This window comes from Leptolyngbya sp. NIES-2104 (assembly GCF_001485215.1).
Lineage (GTDB): Bacteria > Cyanobacteriota > Cyanobacteriia > Leptolyngbyales > Leptolyngbyaceae > Leptolyngbya.
Genome location: NZ_BBWW01000001.1, coordinates 2,735,077 through 2,759,808 on the forward strand (window position 1 = coordinate 2,735,077; position 24,732 = coordinate 2,759,808).

Consider the following 24,732-nt stretch of genomic DNA (forward strand, 5'->3'; position numbering starts at 1 on the left):
GCTGTCCTCCTAGCTATCCTCTTTTGACTGTTACTGTAACCTGCTTTGTCGTCCACTCCTTGCTCGGATACTTCGCAGGATTCAAGCTGCGGGTTTCAGGGGCTTCGTCTGTAATAGTTGACAATAGTGCTTCTAAAGAATTGCTAGGATTTTTGCCAGCTAGATTGCCACCGCGAGTTAACGGTTGATCGATCGCGGGAAGTTCTAACCACCGAAAATTTGCTTCACCGACTGTCGCAAACACTTTTGCTGTGTCTAACATTTCTGTATATCCGGTTGGCAAACTCAATCTGAATGGAATAATTTCCTCATTACCAGATTCGAGTGTGATAAATCTTGAACCTGGATCATGGGGATGAATTTGGGTGACTGCCCAGTTAGAACCTAGATGCAAAATTGCAACATTCAAGGTGCTTGGAGAGCCATTATGAACTCGTAAGAAAATCCATTTATCTGCTTTGCTCATTGGAGCATTAGGATCATCAAAAGGCTTCAGTGTAGATATGTCTGGAATTCCATCCTCTGGATCATATTTTTCTAGCTGACCCACCCATTCAACGATTAGTTTGCTGGTTAACGGAGACGACTTATCTAGATTCGCGAGTTGTTCCGCCGCCTGATATTTTGCTAGATGAACTAATCGTTTCACGATCGTTTGAGCTGCGTCTGGAGTACCTAAATTTACCGCAGGTCGTAAATTCGGATAAGGCTTTCCAGCAGAATCACAAATCTCATACTCTCCGCTTTGATTGAGAGATACGATATAATGAATCGGTTTATCGCTCTCTAATTCAATCCATTTGTTGTCTTTTAGAGCATCTCGTACTGTTTGTAGGGCTGACACTTCCTCTGGAGTAGTGCGTTCAGTGGAGTCGAGATGGACTCTCCGGACTAAATTTGTTGATGCTGCTAAAAGCACTGCCTGATCGCTCTGTTTTACTGGTGGCTTGTTGTCGATCACTTCCACTGTACACCAAGACTCAGTTGCACCTGCCTCGACAACAGTGGCAACTGCAATTCGATTCTCCTGAGAAAAGTCTTTGATCCCGAATGGATAGATCGCAAAAGAAGTCTCCTCGCGTAAACCAACTGCCCGCCCCGTGTTCATTAAAATCCGTCTATCAGTCTCATCCACCTTCATGACCGTCACGGCATAGTGAGCAGTGCCAAATTCTGTCCCAAACACTTCTCGATTCCCTTCTCCCATTAACATAGGGGTTTGCTGAGAAAATTGACTATGAATCTTAGCATTGAGAAAATCTTGAATATCTTTGTAGGTTAATCCGGGAGTTTTTTGTCTCAGAATATCTAATAACCAGTAGGTCAGTGCGCCATTCCGTTCGCCACCTGTACGATCGAAGGCGTACTCATAAGCAAGCTCATTGGGACGGCAAGCCGCCAGTAGCACATAGTCTTTGCTATCGGGCAGCAATCGCCCTGGCTCTAGTCCACGAGTTCCCTCTGTGAGTTCTTGCCAGGTCTTTGCTAAGTTCTCCTCAGAAGCAACCAAGCTCTTTAGAGGTCGAGGGGTGGTATCGACCCCTTCAACGCCGCGAACCTCAGCATCTCCGCGTGTTGCACCTCCAGAATGGCAGCAATCTAAAACGACAGTCGTAATGAGTCCTTTCTTGACCATTTGCTTGAGCAGATTACCCAGTTCAATGTCTCGAAGATACTGGCTCTCACCAATATCAGCCGGAACCAGTCCTTCATCGATCGCATCTTCTCTACCCTTAATCTTGGGATACACGGTTTTTGCCCGCCCACCGTGTCCAGAATAGTGAACATAGACCTGGGCACCTGCTGGAGCCATCTCGGTTAGCTGCTTGAACTTTGCTACGATGTTTGCGTAGGTCGCTAGTCGATCAATCGATTCCACTGGTTCACGCGATTCAGGATCGCTGCTGGTGGAAGTGAGTTTAAGAATCTGGCTTTGAGGGACTTTTAGAACTTGTGTTAAATGTGCCTCAACGTGTTGAATGTCTCGCACACAGCCGCCCAGATTTTTATAGGAGTTTCCATCTGACAAGCGGTTGGGTCGGTAGCAATTGATGCCAATCAGCAGAGCATACAAATTAGGTGTTTGGTCAGTCATCGGATTAATCGAGTTACAGGTGTGATCACGAGCTGAAGCGCTGCTGCATCATCGCTCTAAGTGACGATCGCTTAGGGTAAGATGCAACAACGCTTATTCTAAAACAGTTCAAACTCAAGCCAAAGCTGTCCATGTTTTGGCACCAACGATGCCATCTGCGGTTAGGCTCTTTTGCTGTTGAAATGCTTTCACTGCTTTATCCGTGTTCGATCCAAATACGCCATCAGCCGCCAGGTTTAGCTTTTGCTGAAGCCGGAGAACATCTGAGCCTTCCATCAACGGTTTGCTGAGGCGGAGGAGTCTAGGATTGTCATCCCAAGGTGCTTTGTCAAATCCCTGAGCAGGCGATCGACTCAAGGCATCTGCTGTGTTGCCTCCATACAACCCATCTTCCTTGAGCGGCTCACTCGGATTGTTCTTGTTCCAAAGCTGCTGAAATGCCAGAACTGCGGTTTTGCCAAGTTCTTGAGTGCCGTGTGAACTATCAGGATCAAAGTCAAAGTGGGGCGGATCTCCCGGTAACGGATACCAGCCATACTTCTCTAGATACGGCTCCCAGCCTCTTGCATCTTCAATATCGATCGCCAAACCATCCTGATGATTACTGGCTCCAACTGGAGCAACTGGACTGCGACCGTGATACCAACTATAAAGCAGGAATTGTTGTGCGATCGTGCGATAGCCTGAATTCAGAACCATTGTTCGTCCACGCTCTTGAATCGCTTTTTGCAGTGCCTGTTTTGCTTTCAATTGCACGAGCGGGTAAGCAGCTTCTCCTGCATTAATGTTCAAGTCATCAAAGCTCGCCAGTATATTGGGAACGATCAGATTCATCTGGTGGATGATCTGTTGGGATAGCGCGTTCGCGATCGCGGTTGATTCACCCGGAGCATCGCTGAGTTTTCCAACATAGCTTGCTCTCGGAAATGCACTATCATCAAATTGTTCACAGTCTTCAACAATAATTTGGGACGTACGATCGGATTTCGATTCTAAACTACACATGAGATTCTCCAGTATTCCAAGGTTAAACAGGTAGCCCTAAAGCTTTCCGAGTTGCTGCGCCAACCACGCCATCTACCATTTCGAGGTTGTGTTGTTGCTGAAATTGCTTTACTGCTTTGTCAGTATCTTTGCCAAAGAAGCTATCTGCTTTTAGGGCAATGCCTGCACTGACCAAAGCTTCTTGCACCTGACGCACATCCTCACCTTGCATCAGTGGCTCTGTCAGTCTTAAAGTGCGAGGTGCTTTTGTGGCTAACCCGACAACTTCCTCACCCGTTCCCTCATAGTTTACGAAGGATTGCCAAGGTGAACTTAGAAACAGGGCGCGTTCAGCCAGTCGTCGTCGGGTTAGACCTAACCAGGATTCGCCGCCTGCTTTGTTCCATCTGATCAATTGGTTTGCCGCACCTTGATAATCTCCGGTGTTCAGAAGCCGCAGCAGCGTTGAGCCACCAAACCCTTCTGCCCCAGGTCCGACATTGAAACAGAAGCAGACCAATGCCGAAAACTGATTATCAGTTAGGGTGACGCTAACCGCATCCTCAACATAGGATTCAAATTGCTCTAAATCTTCTCGCAGGAATTCCTCTGCTTGAGCCTGATTAATGGTCATTCCTTGAAACACACCACGCGTATGTCCGTAGCCAATTGTCCAGACCCCAACCCCATCATCATAAGCTTCTAATCGACAGCCCTCGAAGGTAGTTAATAACTTAAAGCCTTCTGCATTGAGATGCTTTGAAGCTGCACGAGTTGCTGGTACGTTGGGTGGTTGCTGATTGGGAAGAGCAAGCGTAAAGGTGCTAGCAATGCTAAATCGCAGAGCTTCAATGAGCGCTCTAACTTGTCCGTGAGTTTCAGTGACTTTGACGGTTTGATCATCTTCAAATTCATAAAGCCGACCATCATTGTAGAGTTCTAAAGATCGTGTCATAAGCTTGCCTTAGTGTACAGGTAAGTCGATTTATTTAATTGGGAGTAGCAGCTTGAGCTTAAGGATGATATCCCGACGGTGTTTGTTCAGCTTGTGGTCTTAATACAAGCTGAAGGAGAGCGATCGCAGCAGGTAACGCTTGCACAAACAGGATCGATAGCTTGATGGTAATGGCAGCATACACACCCGCTATCACGATGAACAGCAGAAACAGTTTGCAAACGGACTGATCTACACGCTTGATGAACCATGCCCAGATCAATCCAACTGCTAAAAATCCGTTGTAAAGTCCCATATTCGCTGCGAGGGGTGCCATCAGGTGTGCTTGCTCCAGCGACAGATTGAAATTTGCTGCAACCTTTGCGGTTGTCCACAAAAACATTTCCAGGATCAAGAATCCAAGGTGGAGTAGAGCGACCAGACTAATGAGAAGATTGAGCATCAACTTCATTGGAAAACCCTCGAAAACCAATTGCTGACATTGCACCCTTAGAAAATTGGATTGGAAAGATTTTCGACAAACTCTTCCCGAATCAGGACTGCTCTCAGCACTTCTGTAGCTGATTGCATTAAATTTAACCACTAAATTGCTGATTTGAAAGTCGGTAAAGGTCGGACAAAAGTCAGGTAAAAGTCAGATTGCCTCTGCAAAGATACTGAAATTTTTATGGGACTCATAATTCTACGGTAAATATAATACTGAAAACGCTGTCAGCCAAAACAAGGTTGATTGGAGTGAAGCTGTTGATGTTTTCATTTTCTACGGTCGCACTCAAGAACTTGCAATTCTCCAAACTTGGATCGTGCAAGACCATTGCCGTTTAGTGACACTGTTAGGAATGGGCGGCGTGGGCAAAACGTCGCTCTCAGTCAAATTAGCAGAGGAGCTTCAAGATCAATATGAGTTCGTGATTTGGCGATCGCTGCGCGATCGTCTCAGTTAATGGAACATTCTGCGGCAACTGTCGGAATGTCGCGCCCCACGTTTCATGCCAAGTCGTCTCTAGTGGAGGGTTGCATCCGTCCTCGTTTGCTGGAATGTTCATGGCTCCATGCGAGTAGTGCCAATTCCATTAGGAGCAGGTACTAGGTTTTGAACAAGCGATCGCAGTTGAGATTGATCAAGTTTCTGCCGTAACGGTTGATCGCTTGCTCGCTCGAAATTGCTGCACTGCTTGAACTCCTGCCCAAACTAAAACCCCTCCTAAAACTCCTGCTGCGGTGTTTAGCCAGGGATTCTCAATGCGTGCAACATTGGCAACAAAGTGAATGAAGGTCATGTGGAACAGGTAAATGTAAAAAGTTGCTGCTCCCAGAACTTGCAGTGGAGACTTGATGATTTGGGGAATTGAAACGGTGGGTAGCCAGAGTAGTAAGGTTCCTCCAATGAGCATCCATACCGCATAGGTGTGATTTAGAGCAACTAGCACAGGAACGATCGCCCAAAGGGTCATTGTCGTCGTTACTTTTTGCTGTTGGGTTCGAGCAAATTGAATGGTCCAACCCAAGGCAAAAATCCAGAACAACATATGAGGAACGCGATCGTACAAATAAGTCGTGTTCCAAATCGATGAAATTCCCACTTTTGCCAAAACACCGAGCATTGTTGCAGTCAATCCAAATTCCCAAGGAGAAACCGCTGCAAATTTACGAACGGGTTTTATGACAAAAAGCAGTGAAAATCCAAGAATCACCTGAACTAAGAGATTGATGAACCAGATGGGAAAGATCGAGGTGACTTCTGGATTGATGAAATTGCTGAATAGGAACAGTACACCTAAATCTAGTTCACGCTTCCAAAGTTGATAAGCGATCGAAATAATCAAATACGGCGTAACTAAATTTTTCAACAGTGAAAAGATAGGTTGAATCAATCGACCTTGAAACAATGCCTCAGATTGGAATCGGGCTAAGTTTGCGCCTGCAATCATCAGTAGAAGAAATGCACCGCCTGCAAAATCCATCAATTCAGCGTGATCTGCCACGACTACAAAAATGGCAAGCGCTCTCAGAATGATGTTTGTTTCGATCAGGCTAAATTGATCGTGCTGCGGTGAAAGTTTTTCGAGTTGCACGATCGACATGCGTTCCCAACCTTGCGGGAGATAGCCTAGATGCCGCTCAAACTGCATCGCAAGCTGCACATAAGAAAGTGAGTCGCCACCGAGTGAAATAAACGTGTCTTCAGGTTGAACTTGCCGCAGATTCAAAACCCGACAAAAATCAGCACTGATACTTTTTCCGATGCCTGAAGGTTCAGCAGGTTGCTCTAGATTTTGGTCGGTATACCACTGAGTAAGCTGGCGGCGTTGAATTTTTCCTGTTGCAGTTTTGGGAAGTCGATCGATTTCAACGACAGAAATCGAATTGCCTGCATTGACTCCAAAAGCTTGAGTTGCTTGAGAAACCGCTTCTTGAAGTTTGGCGGGGCCGATCGTCACCTCTGGCGTGATCGCAACTAAGAAACCATCTCCCCGCATCGGATCAGGTTTACGACAGATTGCAATCCCTGGTAGGTATCCGATTTGATCAAATAACTTTGCTTCTAGTGCTTCAGGCTGTATCTTGAGTCCACCGCAGTTGATCACATCATCGGCGCGTCCTTTGTAGTAAAGTTGCCCATTCTCTAAGCTGCCTAAATCCTTTGTAATCAGCCAACCGTCTTGGTCTTGAATCGGCACTTCCTCGCCATCAATCAGATAGGCGTGTGCGACATGATTTCCGCGAATTGCAATTTGTTCAGATTCAGTCAGTTTGATCTCGACACTCCCGATCGCAGTTCCCACCGATTCGAGCGCGTCTCCTTCGGTTTTGTGAATTTCGAGCAATGTCGATCGAGAAGCTTCGGTCAATCCATAGTGCTGCACGATTCGAGCTTCAGGAAATAGAGCCTTGATCGCTTCTTTTTCTTGACGGCTCATGTATTGACTGCCGATTTCAATCCAGCGCACTTGCCGCCCTGCGTTTCCAATGGAATCTGGATTCGACAGTAGAACGCGCCACAAGCTCGGAACGGCTGAAATCGCGTTAATCTCTCCTTTTCGCAACATTGCGCCGATTTCAGCCGGATTGAAGCCCGATTCAGGAATGTAAAATCTTCCGCCTGTGGATGCGATCGCTCGACACCGCCCAAATCCAAACGAGTGATACACCGGAACGCCAATATATTCGCTAATCGTGTCATCAACCTGCATGACGCGATTCAGTCGAGTCACAACATCCGATAAATTTTGATGGCTGAGGAGAACGCCTTTCGGTTTGCCTTCGGTGCCGGAGGTGAACGAGATGATTGCAGTGTCAGAACTGTTTGAGCCTTTGAAACTGCGGGTCATCCAGTTGCCGTTGCTTTGAGGAATTAGAACGCGATCGACGTTGGCGGCATGAATGCGATCGTGATCTTCTCCGTGTTTTAGCGGTACTGCGATTTCGCCTGCCTCTAAGCAGTTGAACATGGCATCTACGTACCCAGTCGAATTTACGGACACGATACCTAGACGTGTTGCCGACTTTCTACGAACTCCTTCAGCCGTCATGCTTCAGTCCTCAAGGCAGTTGTGTGGACTATAGCCTAGCGGATTGTTGCGTGTTGACAAAGCGATTGAAGCGAGTCTTTGTCAAATCAAAATATTTATGATGATTCGTCTACGTAGTTTTCCTGAAGCAGAATCACGATACGTCTGTGGCGGTATCAAAAGAAATGCCTTCGTAAATTTCAGTCAGATTCAGCTCAGCCTCGATCGTGCCGAACTTTAGGAGTTCTTCGATCGATTCATAGCTGCGATAAATCCAAAATCCTTGATCGGTTTTGGTGTACTGCTGAACTTCGACCAAGTACTGATTCACCAAGACATATTCTTGAAGTTCGGGAATCGATCGATAGTATCTAAACTTATCGGTCGTATCGTAATCTTGGGTCGATTTCGACAGAACTTCGACAATGAGTTTCGGATTCACAACAGTATCGGTTCTATTTTGATAAAGAACTGGTTCGCCCTCAATCACCATCACATCTGGATAAACAAATCTCCCATACTGCGGAATCCACACTCGAACATCGCTACTAAAAGGCTCATGATTTTTGCCGCGTAGTGCCGACAGCAAGAAAGCACAAATCCGATTGATAATTCGATTGTGATTGAGCGATCCGCCCGTCATTGGAATGATTTCTCCAGCGTGATATTCACTTTTAACCTCAGCTTTTTCTTCGAGAGCTAAGTACTCTTCAGGCGTGTAGCGCTTTGAAAGTTCAATGGTTTGCATCACGAGTTTCTACGATCGACTGTCTATAAAATAGCAAGCGGACTCGACTTGATTACGATACCAAGGCTGAAACTTTTACATCAACACTTCACTCAGATTGTTCGTCTGACTTCTAGCCTTTCGCTCAATTTACTTTCAGAAATTAACAAGCGAGATGCAATGACTCACACCTCGCCTACTCAGGATCGATCGATAACTACGCACTAAAGTATTTCGCAGTCGGGTGATAGACTACAAATGCCGTCGTTGATTGTTCTGGATAAAGCTGCTCACTCTCATCCATCGTCATCCCAATCCGCGCAGTATCAAGAAGTTCTAACTGTTTGAACTGGTCGGGCACGTTCGGACAAGCGGGATAGCCGAAACTGTAGCGCGAACCCTGATAGCGCTGAGCTAACATATCGCGAATGTTGTCCGGCTCCAAGTCGCTATATCCTAATTCTCGACGGATTCGAGCGTGTGACCATTCTGCGAGAGCTTCCGCCATCTGAACTGCCATACCGTGGAAATAGAGGTATTCGGTGTAATTGTTCGCTTTGAAAAGCTCTTGAGCGACTTCGGTGGCAATGTGTCCCATTGTGACCGCTTGCATTGGGAGAACATCGAATTGATCTTCGGCGATCGGGCGGAAGAAGTCGGCAATGCACAAACGGCGCAGGGACTTCTGACGCGGAAATGTCCAGGTTACAAGCGGGGTCGCGGTTTCGGGTGTTAAGCCTTTTTCAATCACAGACGGATCGTAAACGTAAACAGAATTGCCTTCAGCGGCACAAGGGAAGTAACCGTAGATTAGTTGAGGATGCAACAGGCTTTCGGTGCGAATGCGTTCTTTCCAGCGATCGAGCACCGGATAAACCTTCTCCTTCAAAAACGCATCGTATTCTTCCTTCGATTGGTCTTTCGGCTTGCGGAATTGCCACTGTCCAACAATCAGAGCTTGCAGATCCAAATGCCAGAAGAGTTCCTCCACGGAAAGATCTTCGGGATTGAGAACTTTCGTTCCCCAGAAGGGCGGTGTCGGGCGAGAAATGTCGATCGCGACAGCTTCCGATCGTACTAAATCGATCACTTCCGGTTCATCAGATTTCTTTTCTGGTTCGCCGTTTAGTTCACGTTCGGCTTGCTCGATCGCTTTTCGCCCTTTCTGATTGAACTGCGAAAATTCACCTTGGAAACCTTCGGTATCGCTCCATTGCCCGTCTTGTTTCGCAGGCATCAAGCGATCCATAAAGGTTAGATCCGCGAACGCATCTCGACCATAAATCACTTGACCATTGTAAACATTCTGGCAATCTTCATAGACGAACTTCGGAGTTAGTGCTGCACCACCCAGAATCACTGGAACATTGATTCCTTTTTCGTTGAAGACTTCAAGATTTTCCTTCATGAATGCAGTGGACTTCACGAGCAATCCACTCATTGCGATACAGTCGGGTTTGTGCTGGTTGTAAGCATCAACGATCGCATCGATCGGTTGTTTAATTCCTAAGTTAATGACCTTGTAGCCGTTGTTGGTCAAGATAATGTCAACAAGGTTCTTACCAATATCGTGGACATCACCTTTCACAGTTGCAATCAAGAACTTACCTTTACCGCTGTCATCGGCTTTTTTCTCCATGAATGGTTCGAGAAATGCGACAGCCGATTTCATCGTTTCCGCAGACTGCAACACGAATGGGAGTTGCATTTGGCCAGAGCCGAACAATTCACCCACAACCTTCATACCATCGAGTAAGAAAGTATTGATGATGTGTAGCGGCTCATAGTTCTCTAAGGCAATCTTCAACGCATCTTCTAGTCCAATGCGTTCACCGTCGATAATATGTTGCTTCAAGCGTTCTTCGACTGGAAGATCCGCTAAAGTATTGTTCGATCGAGCCTCTTTCGCACTGACACCTTCAAACAGTTCAGTCAGCTTCGTGAGCGGATCATAGATACAGATATCACCGTCAAAGCGACGACGATCGTAAATCAGATCTAAACAAACTTGTTGATGGGCGGGGTCGATTTTCGCGATCGGTAAAATCTTCGCAGCCGATACGATCGCGCCATCCATTCCTGCGATCGTCGCTTCGTGCAAAAACATCGAATTCAACGTGATTCGAGCCGCTGGACTCAGACCAAATGAGATGTTCGACACCCCAACCATGAAGTGAACCCCTGGAAGATTTTCGTGAATCGTCCGAATCGATTCGATCGTTGCCTTTGCATTCTCACGGTCTTCTTCGATCCCGGTTGAAATCGGTAGCGCCAACGTATCAAAAAAGATTTCATGCGGCGGAATTCCGAACTCTAACGCATCTCGATAGGCACGTTGAGCGATTTGGAATTTCCTCTCGGCGGTACGTGCCATACCTTCTTCGTCGATCGTACCAATGACAACTCCCGCACCATATTCTTTTGCAAGTTCTAACACTTTGAAGAATCGTTCATCGCCGTCTTCGTAGTTGGTCGAGTTGAGAATGCACTTCCCGCCCGCGACTTTTAAGCCTGCTTCCATCTTTTGCCATTCGGTCGAGTCAAGCATCAAGGGAAGTGTCACATTCGTTACGAGTCGCGACACCAATTCTTTCATATCCCGTTCGCCATCGCGCCCGACATAATCGACGTTGACATCAAGGACATGTGCGCCTTCTTTGACTTGGGATTTTGCGATCGCAATCAGTCCATCCCAGTCATCCGCATTCAGCAATTCTCGAACTTTCTTCGATCCGCTGGCATTCAAGCGTTCACCCACGATCAGGAAAGAATTATCTTGCTCGTATGGTTGTGCTGTGTAAATCGATGCTGCTGAAGGTGTGTATCCAAGCGTTGGTCTAGGTGTTTCAGACTCATACACTTGACCATTCATCCAAGCGCGTTCATCAATGCGAACTTTCCGCGCTTTTGGGGTCATTGTTGCGGCAGCTTCAGCCAGTGCTTGAATGTGTGCTGGACGAGTCCCGCAACAGCCCCCGATCACTTGAACGCCCCAATCTTCGATGAATTTATGCAATGACATCTGAAGTTCAACGGGCGTTAATTTGTAGTGAGCGTGACCGCCGATATTTTCGGGTAAGCCTGCGTTGGGAATACAAGAGACAACGAAGGGAGCATTTTCGGTCAAATATTTGATGTGTTCTGCCATGCGATCGGGTCCGGTCGCACAGTTCAAACCGAGAATGTCGATCGGGTACGGCTCCAAAATTGATAACACACCGCTAATATCGGTTCCGACCAACATCGTGCCCTGAACTTCCATCGTCACTGAAACCATCAGCGGACGACGATCGCCTTTTTTCGCAAATACAGCTTCAACAGCGTTCAACGCTGCCTTGATTTGTAAAACGTCTTGACAAGTTTCGATAATGAACAAATCGACCCCACCATCAAACAAGCCTTCTGCCTGAACGGTGAACGCCTCTTTTAATTCGTCGTACGCAATATGTCCGAGCGTCGGAAGCTTCGTTCCAGGTCCGATCGAACCCGCTACAAATCTCGGTTTTTCAGGAGTCGAAAAGTCTGCGGTACACTGTTTCGCTAATTCTGCGGCTCTCTTACTTAAATCGTACGCTAGGTCTTGCAGTCCGTATTCAGCCAACACGAGTGGACTACTGCCAAACGTATCAGTTTCGATTACATCCGCGCCTGCTGCGAGAAAATCGCGGTGAACTTTCGCGATCGCTTCCGGTTTCGTGTGCACTAAATATTCGTTACAGCCTTCATACTCGGCTCCACCAAAGTCTTCAGCGGTTAAATTTTGGGATTGGATATTCGTTCCCATCGCACCATCAAAGACGATAACGGGGCGCTCAGGACTGTGAAGGCGGGTGAGAAAGGCACTATTCATAGCAGAAACTTCAGCAACGACAGATTTGAGAAAAAACCCTGAGTTCTCTTTAAGTTTTATGAGGAATCCGTTTCAACAGAAAGCCGCTATCGTGACAATTTACAATAGCTACACAATTTTACTTTGACATATTTTCTGGATTCGCGGTTCGCTAAAAACGCAAATTAAAAGGCGCTCCTCGGATGAAGAACGCCTAGTCAAGATAATCATTCAGTTCTAATTAGCTCAAACCCACATTGCTGCGATCGTAGCCTTCAACATTGGAGGTCTTATTGTGCACGACTTGTGCAGATTCTGCGGGCATTCCAATCTCGCTGGCTTGGCGAGTCAACATGGACTGCTCACGATTGCGAACCATTTGACGGTGACGGGTCATCAGGGCGCGTGCTTGATCTTGAATCGACATAACTCTGTCTCCATTTCTGATTACATGACTACTATATCAGAAAAATTCTGTATCAAGAACTACAAAAAGATAGATGTGTCATAGATTTTTGACAATAGATTCTGCACCCGAAACGCGGTAAGCTCACTCGAAAGAGCAGGAGCAGTCAAATGGTCGAGGGCAAGCGAATTGAAGTCGGAGCGCTGAACTGGTTTTACCGTGAGGCAGAACCGACAAATCAGAGCCGCACTCCGGTCATTTTGCTGCACGGCTTGGTGTCTCAGGGCTACAGTTGGCGAAATGTGTTGCCCGCATTGGCAGAACAGGGATTTAGAGCGATCGCGCCCGATTGGATTGGTTGTGGATATTCGAGTATGCCGGATCGTCGAGATTTCGCTTATACTCCCGATGCCTTTATTGATGCACTCGAAGCCTTAATTGCTCAATTCGGATTTGAAACAGTGTCGATCGTATCCCAAGGCTTTCTCGGTTCAGTCGGAATTCAATACGCGCTGAGGCATCCCGAACAAGTCGAACGACTAGCAATTTTTAATTGTCCGATCGCTCAAGATGCGAAACTTCCCTGGAAGCTCCGACAGATGGGAATTCCGCTCGTGGGCGACATGATGACACAAGATCCGTTACTCGTCGATCGCACTTTAGAAGGCGGAGGCGGTTATCGAATCGAAGACGCGGATTTAGATATTTATCGCCGTCCCTGGCTGAAAACATCGGATGTGGGTCGATCGTTACTCGCGATTATTCAGAATTTGCAACTTAAACAAGCAACCGCAGAAATCGAATCGGGTTTGGCAAATTGGCAGAAACCGTTACTGATTGGGTGGGGAGTGCGCGATCGCTGGTTATCGATCGACCTGGCGGACTCTTTTAAATCGCACCTGGTCGAACTCGATGAAGTTGGACATTATCCACAAGAAGACTGGCACGAGAAGGTGAGTGAAGTTCTGATCCCATTCTTAAAACAGCAGATCGTTTAGCCCAATTTGAAACAACCAAATGCTAGACTCGTTCAAAAAACGGCAGCACTATATCAATCAAGTTATGCAGTACCGTGGGTTGATTCTGGCTGGAATTTTAAGTTTGGGAACGTTACCCATCGCACGATCGCAAGGATTGGCACAAGAAGCGGGCTGTCCGGCTCCTGCGTTGTCCCGATTATCGCGGCATACGGTGAAATCAGGAGAAACGCTAGAGTTGATCGCGTCTCGATACAATCTGATTCCGGCGACGATTATGGGGCTAAATCCGAATGTCCGATCGGGCAAAGCGACCCCTGGACAGACTTTATTGATTCCGCCTTATAACGGGATTCGCGTAGAAGTTCCGACTGGACAGAGTTTGAAGGATTTAGCAGCGCGGTATCGAGTTCGACCGGATGTGCTGTATGAAGTGAACGGCTGTCAGCAATCGCCAAAAGTCGTGTTTGTTCCCGGTGTGAACTGGTCGCCAAATGAAGGCGCAAAGCCTACCTTAGTCGGAGTGTCTAGCGTTTTATCCGGTTCGCCGCTCAAAGGAAACTCGTCGATCGCGCTTGGTTTTGGCTGGTATTTGCCGAATGGAACCACGAAACCTGTTTTTCACAGTGGCATCGATATGCTGGCAAATGTGGGGACTTCTGTAGAAGCGATCGGTGATGGAACCGTTGCATTTGCGGGAAATCAAGGTGCATACGGAAATTTAGTTGTGATTAATCATCAGCAAGGCTATCAAACCCGATATGCTCAGTTAGCGAAGATTAATGTCAAAGTCGGACAAAAGATCAAGCGAGGCGCGATCGTCGGAACCGTTGGACAAACCGGAACCCCGACAATCTCCCAACCGCATTTACATTTTGAAGTGCGATCGAATTCCAAATTGGGGTGGGTGGCAGAAGATCCACTGGCATTTATTCGGCGATAAATTATGTCAGGCAAAGTTTTCCTTGTCGGTTCAGGTCCCGGCGACATCGGCAATCTCACAATGAGAGCCTATCAATTACTCACCCAAGCCGAAGTTCTCGTTTACGATGCGCTTGTCGATTCGCAATTTCTCGAACTTGTTGCCGAAACCTGTCTTAAACTCAATGTCGGCAAACGGGGCGGACAACCGAGCATGAAACAAGCGGATATCGATCGCTTATTGGTCGAACAATGCCAACAAGGAAAACAAGTCGTCCGTCTCAAAAGCGGTGATCCCTTCATCTTCGGACGCACCACTTCAGAAATTCAGGCACTCAAATCGGCAGGATGCGCCTACGAAGTCGTTCCCGGAATCTCTTCAGCATTAGCGGCTCCCTTATTCGCCAACATTCCCCTCACTGATCCCGTTCTCAGTCGCGGATTCACGGTCATCACAGCCCATGAACCCGATCGACTAAACTGGCAAGCCCTCGCCCAACTCGACACCCTCGTCGTTCTCATGGGAGGAAAACATCTTTCCTTAATTGTCGAACAGCTACGCCATCAGGGAAAATCAAAAGAGACTCCGATCGCGATCATTCGCTGGGCGGGACATCCAGAACAAGAAATTTGGAGTAGTACACTTTCTGAAATCTTGTCGTTGGTGAATCCGCAACGATTGTCGCCCTGTGTCATCGTGATTGGAGAAGTTGTTAGACTACGATCGTTCTTATGAATCTTCCATTATTTGAAAAAACGATTGTCGTCACTCGCGCAGCGGGACAGTCGAGCCAGTTTGCTTACTCGTTACAAAATTATGGTGCAAAAGTGATCGAGATGCCGACGATCGAAATCGTGGCTCCGTCGAGTTGGGATGAGTTGGATCGCTCGATCGCGACTTTGACTGAGTTCGATTGGCTGATTCTCACGTCCACGAATGCAGTCGATTACTTTTTCGAGCGGTTAGCTTCTCAGCTTCAGGATGTGCGTGGACTGGCAGCGATTAAGATTGCAGTCGTGGGGGAAAAGACAGCCCAACGATTACGACAGCGAGGATTGCAGCCTGATTTTATTCCGCCTGAATTCGTCGCGGATGCGATGGTGATCAATTTTCCGGAGTCGGTGGAAGGGAAAAAAATTCTCTTTCCCAGGGTTGAAACGGGTGGGCGCGATGTTCTGGTCAGAGCGTTTAGCGATCGAGGTGCGATCGTGACCGAAGTTGCCGCCTATCAATCGACTTGTCCGAGCATCCCGGATGCAAAATCGATCGCAGCGATTCAAGATCACGCGGTTCATTTAGTCACGTTTGCTAGTTCTAAAACGGTGAAACATTTTTGTGAACTGCTGGAAAAAGCGATCGGGGATCAATGGACTGAATATTTGAAGGCGATTAAATTTGCCTCGATCGGTCCTCAAACGTCTAAAACTTGTCGAGCCTTACTCGGACGAGTTGAAATCGAAGCGTCGGAGTTCACTTTAGATGGATTGATTAAAGCGATCGTCGCTCAAGCGAACTCGCTCAAGTGATTTCTTAAAACTTCGGCAAGTTTGTAGACCATGATAAGTCCAAAATCGGATTTGTCTCGATTCGCCATAGCTACGATCGTGGTCTGATGTCCAACAAGGTCTGGAAAGTGAAATGCTGCAACCGAGTAGCCAGGACCTTCTCCGGTATGTCCACTAATGTTTGGCTCCACATCCAGAAACAGTCCTAATCCATAGGCAAATTGTTCAAACATCGGGAACTTTCCGAAAATGTGAATGGGCGATCGCATTCGATTCACCAGTTCAGCGCTTAGAATTCGATTGTGAAATAGACCATCAATGATTTTTGCAAGTTCTGGAGCAGTTGAGATAACAACTCCATGCGATACCCAACCTGGATGATAAAGAGAAGACATATCTTGTAGTTCTGTTCCACCAAAGAATTGTGTATATCCGGGAGTTAGAACCGTAACATCTTCGAGCGTGCCAGGTACAAAAGTCTTTCGCAATTCTAACGGGCTAAAAATGATTTGATCTAAAAGTTGCTGTATCGATAATCCGGTGATGCAATCGAGAATACATCTCAGAACCACATAACCGATGTTGGAGTAAGCCCAATCTGTTCCGGGTGCAAAACGAAGACCCTCAGTTTGAATGAGATTAAGAAACTCCTGACTTGACCAGGGTTGTGTAGGAGTGAATTTAACTGCATCAGAATAGGAAACAATTCCACCATAGTCAGGAAGTCCGCTTGTATGGCTAAGTAAGTGACGCAGTGTAATTGCAGCATCTAACGGGAAATTAGGCAGATATGATTGCACAGAACAATCTAAATCCAGCACCCTTTTACCGACGAGATTCATCGTGACTGTTGCCAGCAAAGTCTTTGTGACGCTGTAGATGTAGAAATTCGCATCACTGGTTATCGGAATAGTGTAATCAGCCTCCTGATACCCAACTCCAGATTCAAAAAAGCGATCGCCATTGATCCGAATTGCAACCGTAGCTCCAGGAATGTGATGCTTCAGCAGAATAGGCTCGATCGCCTTGGTGAATGTATCTTTTTGCATCTCGTATCAGGACACTCATGAAGGAGTTTGTGCGATCGCTGCGGAAACAGGTTTTTTTCGCACAATCTGAATCTTCACTTTTCCAGAGGGAGCCAGTGTCACCCCTCGACGGCGCGGAACTTCAGGACGACGATCAACCAGTGCAAGCTCAAAGCGTGACAGAATCGTTGCGAGTACTAGCTTCATTTCAAACATAGCTAGAGCTTCCCCAATACAGCGCCGCGCCCCACCTCCAAACGGCATAAACTCGAATAGAGAAAACTGCTGCTCTAAAAAGCGCTCTGGCTTAAATTGGTGCGAATCTGGATACAGATCTTCTCGGTGGTGTAGCAAGTAAATACAGCCCACTACAGCCGTTCCGGGTTGAAGCGGATGTCCCAATAGTTCTAGCGGTTCATTGACGATGCGGCTAAAGGTCAACATTGCAACCGGATAGAGTCGGAGCGTTTCATTACAAACCGCACTGAGATAAGGTAATCGAGCGAGCGACATCGGATCAGGATCATCACCGAGTGCCGCGATTTCTTGCAGCAATTTCTCGCGCACTTCTGGCAAGTGATGAATCCAGTACAGTGCCCATGCCATTGCGGTTGCAGTGGTTTCATGACCTGCAAACAGCAAGGTCATCAGTTCATCGCGTAGTTCCGGGTCTGTCATAGGTTCACCGTTTTCGTCTCGTGCTGCCAGCAACATCGAGAGAATATCGACTCGATCGCGATTATCTTGCCGACGACGATCGGCAATTTCGGCATACAGCAGCTTATCAATCTCGCCACGATCGCGCAAAAACCGACCCCAAGGCATCCAAGCTCCTAAATCCCGTTGCATCCAGGGGAAAAACAAAAAGCTGGCACTCAGAGGATTGTGAAACAATTCACACATTTTAGTAATTGCCGCTCGAAGTGGCTCAAACTGCTCTCCTCCAGTCACGCCAAACACCGCTTCTAGAATGACTTGTAGAGAGATCTCTTGCATCGTCGATCGCATATTAAACGGTTGTGCGATCGAATGCTGACTCATCACTTTTTCAGTGAGCTGACAAATCAGATCTCCATACGCTCGCATCCGTTCACCGTGAAAGGGAGGCATCAAAAGTTGACGACGGCGCTTATGTCGATCGCCATCTAACATAATCACCGAAGCATCTCCAATCAACGGAGACAAAATTCGATTCGATTCACCGGGAGCAATGAAGCGTTTACGATCGCTCGTCAGAACTTCCTGAATCGCTTGTGGATGATTGACAAACACCAGATGACGACCCGAAAGAAGCCCTGCTGAGAACATATCAGGATGCTGTTTAGCCGCATTTTCCATATAGCCTACAGGATCAGCGACCCACTGCCACTCCTGGAGCAATAACGGCGTAGATAGTGCATTCGGTGGTTTCATCAAACTCTCCATTGAACGGTGAGCACTGGCAATGTTCAAAATTGTAGCAAACGCTTGGTGGAGGGTGACGATCGCTAAATTTTGAGATTTTCCACGATCGTTTTCAATGTGGCAACCTCCCTGAAAACACTAGTTCACTGCGGCGATCGCACTTTTCCCATCGCTGACTAATCGCCCATCTTCCATATAAACAATGCGATCGGCAATATCTAAAATCCGATTATCATGTGTTACTAGCAAAATTGTACAGTGCTGCTCTTTAGCAAGTTTCTGCATCAATTCCACCACATCGCGACCGGATTTTTTATCAAGTGCAGCAGTCGGCTCATCTGCTAGAACGATTTTAGGATGACTGATTAAGGCTCGTGCGATCGCGACTCTTTGTTTCTGTCCTCCAGACAATCCATCCGGGTAATAGTCTGCTCGATGCCCTAATCCAACCGTTTCCAACATCGAGACCGCCATTGCATCTATATCTTGATTGAGATATCGATCGTGCAATTCCAGCGACATTCTCACATTCTGCTTTGCTGTGAGAAACGTCATGAGATTGTGTGCTTGAAAGATATAGCCGATGTTTTTCCGAAGTTGGGTCAATTGTTGTTTCGTAGCTCCTCGGATTTCTTGATCTAGAATCGTTAAGCTACCTTCTTGCGCCGATCGCAATCCACCTAAAAGCGTGAGCAGGGTTGTTTTCCCTGATCCTGAAGGTCCCGTCATAATCACGATTTCGCCTGCATTGATGTCCAGACTAACATCATACAGAACTTGCTTTTTCAGGTTGCCTTGACCAAAGTAATGATTCAAGTTTTGAACAGAAATGACTGGTTTCATCGTTAGAAAATATCTGCCGGATCAGCAGCTTGAAGTTTTCGCATTGCGATCGCACCCGAAATCGAACACATGGCAACAGTCAGCACAAAAACTGTGATTGCTCGATTTGCGGTCATTGCAATCGGTAGTAAAGTTGCAGCGTAAGTGAGTTGATACAATCCAACTGCAACAGCAAAACCAGGAATAAAACCGAGAACAGCTAAAATGAGTGCTTCTTGAAGTAGAACATTGAGCAAAAAGCGATCGCTATATCCCATTGCTTTTAACGTCGCATACTCAGGCAAATGATTCGCTACATCAGTATAGAGAATCTGATAAACAATCACCGTTCCAACAATAAAGCCAACAATCACACCAATTCCAAAGATAAATCCAATTGTTCCTTGACTCTCCCAATAGTTCCGCTCGATCGCTGCGAACTCTTCAGGAGTGAGTACTTTCACAGTCGGTAGAGTTGCACTTAACTGAGCTTGAACTGCTTTGATATCTGAGCCTGTTTTGAGTTGGATTAATCCGATATCAATCTGGCTGGCTTGTCGATCGCGGTGCAATCTCAAGAAAGTCGAATCGCTCATGAACACATTTCCATCAGCGGTGAACGATGCCCCCATTGTGACCAATCCGCTAACGTTAATCAGTTGCTGATTTAGTTCAGTCGAAACCGTTCCTTTTTTCTCAAAGGTTTCTGCGATCGTGCCAAATTCAGGGCGACCGACGCGATCAAAGACTACATTATTTAGCAATTTCAGCGGCTCTAAGTTCTCTTGCAATCCAGGAAGCTTAAAGCTTGGTGCATTTGGCTCAATTCCCCAAATCAGAATGCTTCGGGTTAAACGCGTTTCAGGATTTTTCCATTGTCCCATTGCAATTCGGATCGAACTCACTGATTGAACACGATCGCTCGATTTTGTCTGATAAAGCTGCTCCCGCGAAAAAGGCGTAAACGATGCCAAGCTTTTGAATCTTGGATCAATCAGCACTAAATCCGCTTGTAGCAAACGATGAGGAACGGTTGCACTATCATAGAGCGAATCTTGAAAGCCCAGTTGCATAAACATCAACATATCGGCAAAACCGATTCCTGCGATCGCAACAACTAACCTAGCTCTCTCTTTCATCAACTGGAACCATGCCAACGGTGTTTTACGAGGCATAAAACGCTCCTAATACGGTGGATAGCGAATCAAATCATCAAGCAAATCATAGATAGCTGAAAAATTCAGCTTTGAAAGGGAGATCATGAAGCGCGATCGACCATTGGGACAGCCTCGAATTGCACGATGACTAGATTGAATCAGAATGAACCACGGTGAAAGCTGTCTTCGGGCAAATCGCCCCCACACCATGAGAGTTTTACAGTTCATGTTTCACCTATACCAAAACATATTCCTGCAATCGCACTTTGTGCTGCTGCAATGTTTTCATCGCGGCTTTTTCGAGCGATCGCACTGTTTCCCGACTGCAATTCATTCTTCGACCTGCTTGAGCCAAACTCAAAGCTTCTCCATCTTCCAATCCAAACCGCAAAGCCATCACTTCGCGCTGTTTAACAGGCAACAGTCCGAGTAAATTCAATAAATCTTCTCGCAACATCGATCTCAGTACCGTTTCATCCGGTAACTCTCCCTCATCCGGCAACAAATCACCCAAATTCGTGTTTTGATCATTGATCGGAACATCTAGAGAGACTGAACGACGAACGGCTAATAAAGCTTCTCGAACTTCAATCGAACTCATTGAAAGCGCTTGAGCAATTTCTGTAATCGTTGCAGTTCTGCCCAACGACTGAGACAGCGATCGCTGAACTTTGTAAATCTGACTCAGTTTCTCAGTCAAATGAATTGGAATCCGAATCGAACGGCTTTTTTGTGCGATCGCTCGACTGATCGCCTGACGAATCCACCAGTAAGCATAAGTCGAAAATCGATAGCCTTTCGACGGATCAAACTTTTCAACGCTGCGCTGCAATCCTAAGTTACCTTCCTGGATCAAATCTGAGAGTTCTAGATTGCGATTCTGGAAGTGTTGAGCGATCGAAACAACTAATCGTAAGTTGGCTTCGATCATTCTGCGTTTGGCGCGTTCTCCTTGTGCGATCGCGCTTTGTAACTCTTCGGCTGATAGATTCGCTGCTTTTTGCCATTGTTCAAGTGTGGGTTGTCGAAGTTCATAAAGCTTCTCTAATCTCTGCACTTGCCGACCGAGTTCAATTTCCTGCGCTGGAGTTAAACGCGGAATTCGTCCAATCTGATCGAGGTAAACCTTCATCGTATCCATGACACTCTCCTTCACACGCTTGGGGTTCTCTTCATCGTCCAGTAAGGCAACTGATTCCCAACCTTTCCAACGTGCAGAATTTCAAATCCTTGACGCTGATAAAATCCCACTGCACCTTCAGTGGAAGTTTCCAAATAGCAAGGCAACTTTTCGCGATCGGCACGTTCTAGAATCGGCTGAAGTAACTGTCCACCAATGCCTTGACCTTGATACTGAGATCCAACTCCCAACATGGCTAGATACCAGTGTGGCTCTCGTCGTTGTCCGCGTTGCATCATTTCTTCAACCATGAATGATATCGCTTGAACAATCCGATCCCAACGCATGTAAAACGGAATCGTCAATGCTCCCGATGCTGCTAAACGCCACAGTTCAGTCAACGAAAAAGAAGACGCTTCCGGTGGCAACCACATTGCAATGCCTTTCACAGAATCGCTAGTTGTATAGATCTGATTGTGTGACTCACAGTAATGAATCAGCTTTAGCGCGATCGCTTGCAGTGCTTTGAGTTTTTCCGCTGGCTCATCTGTCAAAAAGTGCCCAACTACTGGATCACGACTAAACGCATCACTCAGCGTTTTCGAGGCTTCTAACGTTTGCGATCGCGCCAATTTCACAATTTCCATGCTTCTCACTCCTTAAATCGAACGTTCGTTATCCATTAGTTCAGCAAAATCGCGGTCTGAACTTGCAAATTAGTCAATCCTGAAACTTGTTGACTTGCTTCCGGCGTGAGGCGAATCTTCACTTCTACCACTCGTCGATCGAGGTTTTCTCCTGGTTGGTTACTAAATACCTCTTGTTGATTCACTAACAATCCAACCGCCGAAACTTTCCCCTGCAATTCTCCCTCAAAGCCTTGTCCCGTAATCACTGCATTCTGTCCAACTTTCACATTGGCAATGTCACTCTGATAGACTTCCGCCACAGCAACCATCTGATCATTTTGCGCTAAATCTGCAATTCCAGAGTTGCTAATCTTTTCACCTGCACGAGTATGAACTTTAAGAATTTGACCTGCGATCGGAGCACGAATGTAAGCTTGTTCGAGTTCCGTTTCTGCCCGTTTCATTGCCGCGATCGCACTTCTCACTTCTGTTTCAACTGGCTCCACATCCACCGGGCGAACTTCCGCAATTCGATCTAGGTTTGCTCTTGCCTCACTCAACTGTGCTTCGAGTGAATTCGCAGCTTGATTTTGTTTAACCTGCGCTTGTCTGAGTTGCGATCGCGCCGTATCTAAAGCTAACCGCTTACTGTCTAAATTAGAAGCTGCGATCGCGCCTTGTTGATAGAGCTTGTTAAATCGATCGAACTCCGCCTGTGCCGTTCTCACTTCAGCTTCCCAGCGGTTGATTTCTGCTGCTTGAGCCGCAATTTCTCCAGAGCGATCGGCTTGCAACCTCGTAATCGTTGCTTGCTGCGCTTCAATCTCTCCAGACTTTGCGCCTGCTCTGACTTGTGCTAGTTTTGCTTCTGCAACTCGAACCTGTTCACGCGCTTGATTCAGTGCATCTTGGAGCTTATCGCGTGAATCCAAGATGGCAATCACTTGACCTTTCTGAACGCGATCGCCTTGTTTGACCAAGATTTGAGAAACGCGATCGCCGTCTAATGCGATCGGTGCAGATAGTTTCACCACTTCAGAAGCAGGCTCAAGCCGTCCTAGTGCAGCAATTCTTTTCACAGTTGGAGCAGTTTCGACAGGTTGTGCGGCAGGCTTCGGACTAAACTGAGAAACAATATAGAACGATGTTCCACCTGTCACTAAAGTTGCAAGTCCAACAACAACCCAGAGACGATTCTTTGGCTTTAGAAAAAGGTCAAGGCTCATAATTTTTCGGTGTCAGTTGATGTTTCTCGAAGTACAACGTCAGCATTTCTGACAGTAATTTTGCTTGTGATTGGTAATCGACTCTTCGATGCCCATATAGCTCTTGCATCAACAATCCATCGACCAAGCTCATCATCAACATCAAGATCTGAGGATCATCAATACCGAGAATGACAGACATTGTTTTTTCGGCTTGGTCACACACTCGTTTGAAGACATCACCCACATCTTTTCCTTCCCGTCGCTGATGTTGGTAAAAGTCCGTCATCAGCAAAGTTTGCTTCAGAAAATAGTCACGATGTTCTTCAAACAATGCAAATCCTGCTATCGTTTGCTCGGTCAAATCTTTCCCAGTTAATCGACTAGAGAAATTGAGAATATCAACTTCGCAAAGCTCTTCGACTAACTGTTCAAACAATGCCTCCTTACTCGGAAAGTAGTGATACAGTGTCCCGGTCGAAACTCCTAATCCTTGGGCAATCTGTCGCATCGTAATCGCGGCATAGCCTTTCTCAGCTAACAAATCAAACGACTTGAGCAATAGTTCTTTGCGATAGCGATCGTGGTCAACAATCTTAGGCATACAGGCGAATTGAGATACCGAATGGTCGATATATTCTATCGTCCAATCCTTGAGAAACTGCTCCTCGAATGTGAGTCATCTATTTATATCGAACGCTTGTTATAAATTCTGCCCCATCAATTTCGATTTGTAAACCCCCTTTGGGGAAAAAGTTGTGGAACTGATTCGCGATCGCGAATCACTACATTGATGTATTGTGACTTTTGCACCGGATGATGGTTGGTCGCTGTTTGATTTGATGAATTTACAGCGAGAACTGGAATCAATCCTGGGTAGACCTGTTGATTTACTTGAAAAACGGGATCTCAAAAATCCGTTTCGTCGTTCTGAGGTTCTCCGGACTCATCAGGTAATTTATGTCGCAAGTTAGCGATCGAGACTATGCCGCCTTGTAGGACATGGTGCAAGCGATCAGACTCATTCAGGAATTTGTTACACCTTCAAGCTACAGTGACTTGATTAGTTCAAGATTTTCAAATGTCTGTACTCTATCAGCAAGCATTGTTCGCTTCAAAACTCTTGCATAAAAAGGGTGGAAAGATTCAGGTCGAATGTAAAACAGAATTTCGTCGTATTGATTCAACTTACGATCGAACTCCTGAATAATTATTTCTTCCTCGTCTGGCAGAACTGTATCAGGATGCTTCTCGTACCACTCATATTGCTCATCAGACTGAAACACGCCATACAGATCAGACAACACCGCCCAATTCACGCCCACTGCTTTACACCGTGACATGAACTGCTGAATTCCAGTTTCGGTATAAAGCTGATCGGGTGTGGCAGTGTTACCCAGTTCTTTGAACACTGGATCTTTTTCCTTAGAACAATGAGTGAGATAGATCCGCATG

24 protein-coding genes are annotated in these 24,732 nt (G+C 46.5%); 6 read left to right on the plus strand and 18 right to left on the minus strand.

The annotated features are described in order from the left end of the window. Nucleotides 1–13 precede the first annotated feature (13 nt). The 4 genes from NIES2104_RS12725 to NIES2104_RS12740 all read right to left on the minus strand — a co-directional run bounded on the left by NIES2104_RS12725 (nt 14) and on the right by NIES2104_RS12740 (nt 4,476). Complete coding sequence (locus tag NIES2104_RS12725) at nt 14–2,095, minus strand: caspase family protein (protein WP_058998557.1); 2,082 nt, start codon at nt 2,093–2,095, stop codon at nt 14–16. A gap of 114 nt (nt 2,096–2,209) precedes the next feature. Continuing rightward, nucleotides 2,210–3,100: a peptidoglycan-binding protein gene (locus NIES2104_RS12730; protein ID WP_058998558.1), complete on the minus strand. Its 891-nt coding sequence runs from the start codon at nt 3,098–3,100 to the stop codon at nt 2,210–2,212. Between the two features lie 22 nt (nt 3,101–3,122). Next, nucleotides 3,123–4,034, minus strand: coding sequence for a glycoside hydrolase family protein (locus NIES2104_RS30815; RefSeq protein ID WP_072218061.1), 912 nt, complete (start codon nt 4,032–4,034; stop codon nt 3,123–3,125). Nucleotides 4,035–4,092: 58 nt separating this feature from the next. Then, the gene (locus tag NIES2104_RS12740; protein ID WP_202815057.1) at nt 4,093–4,476 is read right to left on the minus strand and encodes a DUF1304 domain-containing protein; all 384 of its coding nucleotides are present in this window, start codon (nt 4,474–4,476) and stop codon (nt 4,093–4,095) included. A 343-nt stretch (nt 4,477–4,819) separates the two neighbouring features. Between NIES2104_RS12740 and NIES2104_RS33420 the strand changes: the two genes are divergently transcribed. After that, nucleotides 4,820–4,978 (plus strand): NB-ARC domain-containing protein, encoded by a 159-nt coding sequence (locus tag NIES2104_RS33420; RefSeq protein WP_339375242.1) that lies wholly within the window; start codon nt 4,820–4,822, stop codon nt 4,976–4,978. A 177-nt stretch (nt 4,979–5,155) separates the two neighbouring features. Here the strand turns inward: NIES2104_RS33420 and NIES2104_RS12745 are convergent, their stop codons facing one another. The 4 genes from NIES2104_RS12745 to NIES2104_RS12760 form a co-directional block, all read right to left on the minus strand. Continuing rightward, nucleotides 5,156–7,567: an AMP-binding protein gene (locus NIES2104_RS12745; protein WP_082689982.1), complete on the minus strand. Its 2,412-nt coding sequence runs from the start codon at nt 7,565–7,567 to the stop codon at nt 5,156–5,158. 133 nt (nt 7,568–7,700) lie between these two features. Beyond that, a complete protein-coding gene (locus NIES2104_RS12750; RefSeq protein WP_058998560.1) occupies nt 7,701–8,294 on the minus strand; it encodes a Uma2 family endonuclease in 594 nt (197 codons plus the stop codon). 196 nt (nt 8,295–8,490) lie between these two features. Further along, nucleotides 8,491–12,123, minus strand: coding sequence for a methionine synthase (metH, locus tag NIES2104_RS12755; RefSeq protein WP_058998561.1), 3,633 nt, complete (start codon nt 12,121–12,123; stop codon nt 8,491–8,493). Between the two features lie 220 nt (nt 12,124–12,343). Beyond that, the gene (locus NIES2104_RS12760) at nt 12,344–12,529 is read right to left on the minus strand and encodes a hypothetical protein (RefSeq protein WP_058998562.1); all 186 of its coding nucleotides are present in this window, start codon (nt 12,527–12,529) and stop codon (nt 12,344–12,346) included. Nucleotides 12,530–12,678: 149 nt separating this feature from the next. Between NIES2104_RS12760 and NIES2104_RS12765 the strand changes: the two genes are divergently transcribed. The 4 genes from NIES2104_RS12765 to NIES2104_RS33430 are packed head-to-tail and all read left to right on the plus strand — an operon-like array spanning nt 12,679 to nt 15,933. Continuing rightward, nucleotides 12,679–13,506, plus strand: a complete 828-nt coding sequence (locus tag NIES2104_RS12765) for an alpha/beta fold hydrolase (RefSeq protein ID WP_058998563.1) — start codon at nt 12,679–12,681, stop codon at nt 13,504–13,506. Nucleotides 13,507–13,525: 19 nt separating this feature from the next. Beyond that, nucleotides 13,526–14,428: a M23 family metallopeptidase gene (locus tag NIES2104_RS12770; RefSeq protein WP_225895239.1), complete on the plus strand. Its 903-nt coding sequence runs from the start codon at nt 13,526–13,528 to the stop codon at nt 14,426–14,428. Nucleotides 14,429–14,431: 3 nt separating this feature from the next. Continuing rightward, nucleotides 14,432–15,142, plus strand: a complete 711-nt coding sequence (cobA, locus tag NIES2104_RS33425) for a uroporphyrinogen-III C-methyltransferase (RefSeq protein ID WP_058998564.1) — start codon at nt 14,432–14,434, stop codon at nt 15,140–15,142. After that, nucleotides 15,139–15,933, plus strand: coding sequence for a uroporphyrinogen-III synthase (locus tag NIES2104_RS33430; protein ID WP_058998565.1), 795 nt, complete (start codon nt 15,139–15,141; stop codon nt 15,931–15,933). Before cobA ends, NIES2104_RS33430 begins: the two co-directional genes overlap by 4 nt. Here the strand turns inward: NIES2104_RS33430 and NIES2104_RS12785 are convergent. The 9 genes from NIES2104_RS12785 to NIES2104_RS12825 form a co-directional block, all read right to left on the minus strand. Next, complete coding sequence (locus tag NIES2104_RS12785; RefSeq protein WP_058998566.1) at nt 15,912–16,961, minus strand: serine hydrolase; 1,050 nt, start codon at nt 16,959–16,961, stop codon at nt 15,912–15,914. The genes NIES2104_RS33430 and NIES2104_RS12785 overlap by 22 nt on opposite strands. Nucleotides 16,962–16,976: 15 nt before the next feature. Then, the gene (locus tag NIES2104_RS12790; protein ID WP_059001700.1) at nt 16,977–18,353 is read right to left on the minus strand and encodes a cytochrome P450; all 1,377 of its coding nucleotides are present in this window, start codon (nt 18,351–18,353) and stop codon (nt 16,977–16,979) included. A 129-nt stretch (nt 18,354–18,482) separates the two neighbouring features. Further along, complete coding sequence (locus NIES2104_RS12795; RefSeq protein WP_058998567.1) at nt 18,483–19,187, minus strand: DevA family ABC transporter ATP-binding protein; 705 nt, start codon at nt 19,185–19,187, stop codon at nt 18,483–18,485. 2 nt (nt 19,188–19,189) lie between these two features. Further along, nucleotides 19,190–20,341, minus strand: a complete 1,152-nt coding sequence (devC, locus tag NIES2104_RS12800) for an ABC transporter permease DevC (RefSeq protein ID WP_058998568.1) — start codon at nt 20,339–20,341, stop codon at nt 19,190–19,192. A 9-nt stretch (nt 20,342–20,350) separates the two neighbouring features. Next, the gene (locus NIES2104_RS12805) at nt 20,351–20,551 is read right to left on the minus strand and encodes a hypothetical protein (protein ID WP_058998569.1); all 201 of its coding nucleotides are present in this window, start codon (nt 20,549–20,551) and stop codon (nt 20,351–20,353) included. Nucleotides 20,552–20,558: 7 nt separating this feature from the next. Beyond that, entirely contained in the window at nt 20,559–21,464 is a 906-nt protein-coding gene (locus tag NIES2104_RS12810; RefSeq protein ID WP_058998570.1) for a sigma-70 family RNA polymerase sigma factor, read from the minus strand. An 11-nt stretch (nt 21,465–21,475) separates the two neighbouring features. After that, nucleotides 21,476–22,090 (minus strand): GNAT family N-acetyltransferase, encoded by a 615-nt coding sequence (locus NIES2104_RS12815; protein ID WP_058998571.1) that lies wholly within the window; start codon nt 22,088–22,090, stop codon nt 21,476–21,478. A gap of 35 nt (nt 22,091–22,125) precedes the next feature. Further along, nucleotides 22,126–23,298, minus strand: a complete 1,173-nt coding sequence (locus NIES2104_RS12820) for an ABC exporter membrane fusion protein (RefSeq protein ID WP_058998572.1) — start codon at nt 23,296–23,298, stop codon at nt 22,126–22,128. Next, entirely contained in the window at nt 23,288–23,881 is a 594-nt protein-coding gene (locus NIES2104_RS12825; protein WP_058998573.1) for a TetR/AcrR family transcriptional regulator, read from the minus strand. The genes NIES2104_RS12820 and NIES2104_RS12825 overlap by 11 nt, the downstream gene beginning before the upstream one ends. A 196-nt stretch (nt 23,882–24,077) precedes the next feature. Here NIES2104_RS12825 and NIES2104_RS31765 point away from each other — a divergent pair, with 196 nt between their 5' ends. Further along, entirely contained in the window at nt 24,078–24,251 is a 174-nt protein-coding gene (locus tag NIES2104_RS31765) for a nucleotidyltransferase family protein (RefSeq protein WP_156426945.1), read from the plus strand. A 75-nt stretch (nt 24,252–24,326) separates the two neighbouring features. On the opposite strand, the gene NIES2104_RS12830 is transcribed toward NIES2104_RS31765, so the two are convergent. After that, nucleotides 24,327–24,731 carry a hypothetical protein gene (locus NIES2104_RS12830; RefSeq protein WP_058998574.1) on the minus strand — a complete coding sequence of 135 codons (405 nt, stop codon included), beginning with the start codon at nt 24,729–24,731 and terminating at the stop codon, nt 24,327–24,329. Nucleotide 24,732: the final 1 nt, after the last annotated feature.

Bases quoted from the DNA above. Each gene is read 5' to 3' on its own strand.
- NIES2104_RS12785 (WP_058998566.1), bottom strand. From the start codon at position 16,961: ATGCAAAAAGATACATTCACCAAGGCGATCGAGCCTATTCTGCTGAAG.
- NIES2104_RS12770 (WP_225895239.1), top strand. From the start codon at position 13,526: ATGCTAGACTCGTTCAAAAAACGGCAGCACTATATCAATCAAGTTATG.
- NIES2104_RS12830 (WP_058998574.1), bottom strand. From the start codon at position 24,731: ATGCGGATCTATCTCACTCATTGTTCTAAGGAAAAAGATCCAGTGTTC.
- NIES2104_RS12760 (WP_058998562.1), bottom strand. From the start codon at position 12,529: ATGTCGATTCAAGATCAAGCACGCGCCCTGATGACCCGTCACCGTCAA.
- NIES2104_RS12730 (WP_058998558.1), bottom strand. From the start codon at position 3,100: ATGTGTAGTTTAGAATCGAAATCCGATCGTACGTCCCAAATTATTGTT.
- devC (WP_058998568.1), bottom strand. From the start codon at position 20,341: ATGCCTCGTAAAACACCGTTGGCATGGTTCCAGTTGATGAAAGAGAGA.
- NIES2104_RS12815 (WP_058998571.1), bottom strand. From the start codon at position 22,090: ATGGAAATTGTGAAATTGGCGCGATCGCAAACGTTAGAAGCCTCGAAA.
- NIES2104_RS30815 (WP_072218061.1), bottom strand. From the start codon at position 4,034: ATGACACGATCTTTAGAACTCTACAATGATGGTCGGCTTTATGAATTT.
- cobA (WP_058998564.1), top strand. From the start codon at position 14,432: ATGTCAGGCAAAGTTTTCCTTGTCGGTTCAGGTCCCGGCGACATCGGC.
- NIES2104_RS12765 (WP_058998563.1), top strand. From the start codon at position 12,679: ATGGTCGAGGGCAAGCGAATTGAAGTCGGAGCGCTGAACTGGTTTTAC.
- NIES2104_RS12805 (WP_058998569.1), bottom strand. From the start codon at position 20,551: ATGAACTGTAAAACTCTCATGGTGTGGGGGCGATTTGCCCGAAGACAG.
- NIES2104_RS12810 (WP_058998570.1), bottom strand. From the start codon at position 21,464: ATGGATACGATGAAGGTTTACCTCGATCAGATTGGACGAATTCCGCGT.
- NIES2104_RS12795 (WP_058998567.1), bottom strand. From the start codon at position 19,187: ATGAAACCAGTCATTTCTGTTCAAAACTTGAATCATTACTTTGGTCAA.
- NIES2104_RS12750 (WP_058998560.1), bottom strand. From the start codon at position 8,294: ATGCAAACCATTGAACTTTCAAAGCGCTACACGCCTGAAGAGTACTTA.
- NIES2104_RS12745 (WP_082689982.1), bottom strand. From the start codon at position 7,567: ATGACGGCTGAAGGAGTTCGTAGAAAGTCGGCAACACGTCTAGGTATC.
- metH (WP_058998561.1), bottom strand. From the start codon at position 12,123: ATGAATAGTGCCTTTCTCACCCGCCTTCACAGTCCTGAGCGCCCCGTT.
- NIES2104_RS12825 (WP_058998573.1), bottom strand. From the start codon at position 23,881: ATGCCTAAGATTGTTGACCACGATCGCTATCGCAAAGAACTATTGCTC.
- NIES2104_RS12820 (WP_058998572.1), bottom strand. From the start codon at position 23,298: ATGAGCCTTGACCTTTTTCTAAAGCCAAAGAATCGTCTCTGGGTTGTT.
- NIES2104_RS12740 (WP_202815057.1), bottom strand. From the start codon at position 4,476: ATGCTCAATCTTCTCATTAGTCTGGTCGCTCTACTCCACCTTGGATTC.
- NIES2104_RS12725 (WP_058998557.1), bottom strand. From the start codon at position 2,095: ATGACTGACCAAACACCTAATTTGTATGCTCTGCTGATTGGCATCAAT.
- NIES2104_RS12790 (WP_059001700.1), bottom strand. From the start codon at position 18,353: ATGAAACCACCGAATGCACTATCTACGCCGTTATTGCTCCAGGAGTGG.
- NIES2104_RS33430 (WP_058998565.1), top strand. From the start codon at position 15,139: ATGAATCTTCCATTATTTGAAAAAACGATTGTCGTCACTCGCGCAGCG.